This window comes from Arthrobacter zhaoguopingii (genome assembly GCF_009828605.1).
GTDB classification, from domain to species: domain Bacteria; phylum Actinomycetota; class Actinomycetes; order Actinomycetales; family Micrococcaceae; genus Arthrobacter_D; species Arthrobacter_D zhaoguopingii.
On sequence record NZ_WIAE01000044.1, the window covers coordinates 1 to 599 of the forward strand.

General features: G+C 76.3%; 1 protein-coding gene. It reads right to left on the reverse strand.

What is annotated here, in order from left to right:
- Positions 1–599, reverse strand: a 599-nt coding sequence (locus tag GVV77_RS18055; protein ID WP_159620711.1) for a DUF222 domain-containing protein, incomplete at both ends; no start/stop codon positions are given.

The window sequence follows — 599 nt, forward strand, 5'->3', positions numbered from 1 at the left end:
CCGGGCCCGCACCGGTGCCGGGGAGGCGGGGGTTGGTGGCGGTGTTCATCACCGTGGCGAGGTGTTCGAACTGCTCATCCGTGGCCCCGATCTCCAGGAAGTGCAGCCCGTTGCGGCGCCCGCGCAGGAACACGCCCTGGCGGGCCCGCAGCAGCTTCTCCGAGGGTTCGTCCCCGTCCTGGTCCAGGACGCTCTCCCAGCGCCGGGTGAGCGCGCGCAGCAGGTCCTCATCGCTCTGGGTTGCCTGACTGGTGAGGTGGCGTTCCATCGCCTCAAGGTCCGGCGGTGCGGCGGCGGGCCTGGTCCTTTCGATGGCATCGCGGATCAGGGTCGCGGCCCGCCCGCTGACCTCTCCGGCGCCGCAGGCCGCGCCGAGGACCTCCAGCGCGGCCGGCGCCTCCAGCCCGCCGGCGGGCACCGCCGGCAGGATGGCCGCGGCCAGGCGCAGCCGCCGGGCCGCCTCGCCGCGGCTGATCCGCAGCCGGCCCCGCAGGTAATCGGCGGTATCCCTAAACTCCGCCCGGGCAGCACCGCCGCCCCCGGGCCCGGTGCCGGGAGCCGCCCCGGAAGCAGCGCCGGGAGCAGCCCAGTGCCCGCCG